Origin of the sequence: Faecalibacterium sp., assembly GCF_052358865.1 — a bacterium.
In the GTDB taxonomy this organism is placed as follows: Bacteria; Bacillota; Clostridia; order Oscillospirales; family Ruminococcaceae; genus Faecalibacterium; species Faecalibacterium butyricigenerans.
The window spans coordinates 1-3,433 of sequence record NZ_DAWCVJ010000134.1; the positions used below are offsets into that span (position 1 = coordinate 1).

Genomic DNA, 3,433 nt, shown 5'->3' on the forward strand with positions numbered 1-3,433 from the left:
CTGGGTATCGCAACCCGTCTTAGCGCAGCGGCTAGCTTTTTTCCGTTTCGACTTCTTCTTTGGGTTTGTTAAGGGCGAGCAGCCCTTAACTCGTTGCGGGGAGAGTGGAGTCCAGAGGTAGGGAGGGGGGAGTCGAAACACCCCTCCCTGCCTCTGGCCCGCGCGGAGCGCAAGCCACTTGACCGAAAGAAAAAACTTAATCCGCGCTACCAGCGCGTGATTCCACTTAAAGAAAACTTAGACCTGCTGCAACCAAGCGCCGCGTTCCAGCAAATAGCGAAAATGCATGGATTTGATGATACAAGAAGTATAAGGAGGCCCACTATGTCCAACATCGTCATCATTGGTTCCGGCCCGGCGGGAGTGTCTGCTGCGCTGTATACCGCCCGCGCCGGGGTGGACACCACCGTCCTCACCCGGGGGCCGGGTGCGCTCGACCGCGCCGAGGGGATCCAGAATTACTACGGCTTCGCCGCGCCCATCTCCGGTGCCGAGCTGGAGCGGCAGGGCATCGAGGGGGCCAAGGCGGTGGGCGTCAAGTTCGTCACCACCGAAGCCGTGGGCCTGACCTATACCGATAAACTCACGGTGGAGACGCTCGACGGAGATTACCCGGCGGATGCTGTCATCCTCGCCACCGGTGCAGCCCGGGCCGTGCCCCGCATCCCGGGGCTGGCGGGTCTTGAGGGCCACGGCGTCAGCTACTGTGCCACCTGTGACGCCTTTTTCTATCGCGACAGGGATGTGGCGGTAGTGGGCAGCGGCGAATACGCCCTCCACGAGGTGCAGGCCCTTCTTCCGGTGGCGTCCAGCGTCACCCTCCTGCTGAACGGTGCGCCGCTGGCGGCCCAGTTTCCGCCGGAAGTGACCGTCCGGCCCGAAAAGATCGACGCTGTCCTCGGTGAGCAGAAAGTCACCGGCGTCCAGCTGGCGGGCGGCGAGGTCGTGGAGCTGGCGGGTGTGTTCATCGCGCTGGGCGTTGCGGGCAGCACGGCGCTGGCCCGGAAGATCGGCGCGGCAGTGGAAAATAACCGCATCGTCACCGATGGAAAGATGCAGACCACCGTTCCCGGCCTCTACGCCGCCGGAGACTGCACCGGCGGGCTTTTGCAGGTGGCAAAGGCCGTCTATGAGGGCGCGCTGGCAGGCACCGAAGCCGCCAAGGCCCTGCGAAAGGAGTGAGCCAAGATGCCGGAAGTTCTTCCCATCCCTCGATGCGGTGAGCACCGCCAGTGCCTCGCCTGCGCCTTCCCCTTCTGGGACAAGCTGACCGCCGACCAGCAGGAGCTGCTCTGCCGCGCCACCCGGCCTGTGCGTTACCGCAGGGGTGAGCGTGTCCACAGTCCGGTGGAGAACTGCGTGGGCATCCTGCTGCTGCGCACCGGCCAGTTCCGGGCCTACCTCCTCTCCGACGATGGCCGGGATGTGACCCTCTACCGCCTCTTCGGCGGCGAAATTTGTATCCTCTCGGCCTCCTGCGTGATGGATTCGGTGAACTTCGACCTCTACATCGACGCCGAGGAGGACACCGAGGCTTACTGCATCAGCGCGGGCGTCTTCCGCAGCCTGATGCAGCAGAACGTGGAGGTGCGGTGCTTCGCCTACCAGATGACGGCCGAGCGCTTCTCCGACACCATGTGGACCATGCAGCAGATCCTCTTCATGAGCGCCGACCGGCGGCTGGCCATCTTTCTCGCGGACGAGCTTGCCAAGACCGGCGGCGAGGACGTCCGCCTGACGCAGGATCAGATGGCAAAGTACATGGGCTCTGCCCGTGAGGTGGTGAGCCGCCTGCTCAAATACTTCGCCGGTGAGGGCATCGTGAAGCTCTACCGCGGCGGGGTAGAGGTATTGGACAAGGAAAGACTGAACCGGATTGCGAGAGGTGAAGCATGATACAGAAAAATGAATTTCCCATTTTGGAATACGATTTCGACTCGATAGAGATATTAAAGCCCAATCACGGGGCGGAGCAGCTGACTCTGCCGGAGAAATGCGTCTTTGCCTTTTTGGGAGACACCATCGATACCTATGCTGCCGAGATGGGCGCGACGGTTGCAGAGCATTTTGAGACGATCACAAAGACCTACCCGATTTATGTTATAAAAAATGACGGCGAAGAGTTCTGCCTTTGTCAGGCCCCACTGGGAGCGCCCGCTGCGGCGCAGTTTATGGACTGCCTCATTGCTTGCGGGTGCAGGAAAATTATTACGGCAGGCTCGTGCGGCGTGCTGACCGAAATGGCAGAGAACGAGTTTCTCATCCCGACCAAAGCGCTGCGGGATGAGGGTACATCCTATCACTATCTTCCTGCCGCCCGGTATGCAGAACCGGCCGCGGAAGCAGTGCAGGTCATAGAAAAGACCTTCCGTGCACTGGGTCTTCCCTTCCGCGAATGTATCACATGGACGACGGACGGTTTTTTCCGGGAAACGAGAGATATGGTGGCGTACCGGAAAGCCGAAGGTTGCGCAACGGTAGAAATGGAATGTGCCGCCCTCGCGGCCTGCGCCAAGAAGCGCGGAGCAGCTTTCGGACAAATCCTGTATACGGCGGATTCCCTTGCAAACGCAGAGCGGCATGATGACCGTGACTGGGGAAAGGATTCACTGCGGAAAGCGCTGGAACTCTGTGTAGAGGTGCTGAGAATGTGGTGAATCACATAAAAATCGCAGAGGGTCGTTGAAACTGCTTGACATTTCATTTTATGTACGCTATTATGTACATAAGGGAGGCGATAGCATGACCACGACAAACATCACCAATTTCCGCAAGAATGCGTTCAACTATGTGGAGCAGACCATCAAGTACAATGAGCCGCTCAGCATCAGCACGAAGGACGGCGACGCCGTTCTGCTGAGCGCGGAGGATTACAGCGGCTTGATGGAGACGCTGTATCTGGTCTCGGTGCCCGGCATGAGAGAGAAGGTCATGGATGGGTTGAAACAGCCGCTGGATGAGTGCCTGAGCGAAGAGGACGTGGAGTGGTAAATGTACAAGATCGTCTACACAAAAACGGCGGCAAAGGACATCCCGAAGCTGAAAGCCGCACATCTGGCGGATAAGGCGAAGGCATTGATCGATATTATCCGGGATGACCCCTTCCAGAAGCCGCCGCCCTATGAAAAACTGGTCGGTGATCTGGGCGGAGCGTACAGCCGCCGCATCAATTTACAGCACCGGCTGGTCTATCAAGTCTATGAGGAAGAAAAGACCATCAAGATCCTGAGCCTCTGGACGCATTACGAGCGATAAAAAATGCCATCGTGCTCTCAAGGCACGATGGCATTTTTACTATCTGAGAGATTTACCCCTTACACCCCTGCTCTTCCCAGTCGCCGAAATCAGAAGCCTCAGCGATCTTGGTGGGGTCGAACTTGCCGCTTTCGTCCTTGGGGGCGACGGCGGGGCCGGCCTCCACGGGGTTCGGGTT

At 59.1% G+C, this 3,433-nt stretch carries 5 protein-coding genes; all 5 read left to right on the plus strand.

Translation table 11 applies throughout. The features are described from left to right. Positions 1–324: 324 nt before the first annotated feature. The 5 genes from ACT8X9_RS13150 (at position 325) to ACT8X9_RS13170 (ending at position 3,255) form a co-directional block, all read left to right on the plus strand. Positions 325–1,182, plus strand: coding sequence for an NAD(P)/FAD-dependent oxidoreductase (locus ACT8X9_RS13150; RefSeq protein ID WP_444269293.1), 858 nt, complete (start codon positions 325–327; stop codon positions 1,180–1,182). 6 nt (positions 1,183–1,188) lie between these two features. Beyond that, positions 1,189–1,896, plus strand: coding sequence for a Crp/Fnr family transcriptional regulator (locus ACT8X9_RS13155; protein ID WP_412588824.1), 708 nt, complete (start codon positions 1,189–1,191; stop codon positions 1,894–1,896). Further along, positions 1,893–2,657 (plus strand): nucleoside phosphorylase, encoded by a 765-nt coding sequence (locus tag ACT8X9_RS13160; protein WP_444269294.1) that lies wholly within the window; start codon positions 1,893–1,895, stop codon positions 2,655–2,657. Before ACT8X9_RS13155 ends, ACT8X9_RS13160 begins: the two co-directional genes overlap by 4 nt. Positions 2,658–2,742: 85 nt before the next feature. After that, complete coding sequence (locus ACT8X9_RS13165; protein ID WP_444269295.1) at positions 2,743–2,991, plus strand: type II toxin-antitoxin system Phd/YefM family antitoxin; 249 nt, start codon at positions 2,743–2,745, stop codon at positions 2,989–2,991. After that, on the plus strand, positions 2,992–3,255 hold the full coding sequence (locus tag ACT8X9_RS13170; protein ID WP_444269296.1) for a Txe/YoeB family addiction module toxin: 264 nt from the start codon (positions 2,992–2,994) through the stop codon (positions 3,253–3,255). The last annotated feature ends 178 nt before the right edge of the window (positions 3,256–3,433 follow it).

Coding starts and splice junctions, on each gene's coding strand:
- ACT8X9_RS13150 (WP_444269293.1), top strand. CDS start 325: ATGTCCAACATCGTCATCATTGGTTCCGGCCCGGCGGGAGTGTCTGCT.
- ACT8X9_RS13155 (WP_412588824.1), top strand. CDS start 1,189: ATGCCGGAAGTTCTTCCCATCCCTCGATGCGGTGAGCACCGCCAGTGC.
- ACT8X9_RS13160 (WP_444269294.1), top strand. CDS start 1,893: ATGATACAGAAAAATGAATTTCCCATTTTGGAATACGATTTCGACTCG.
- ACT8X9_RS13165 (WP_444269295.1), top strand. CDS start 2,743: ATGACCACGACAAACATCACCAATTTCCGCAAGAATGCGTTCAACTAT.
- ACT8X9_RS13170 (WP_444269296.1), top strand. CDS start 2,992: ATGTACAAGATCGTCTACACAAAAACGGCGGCAAAGGACATCCCGAAG.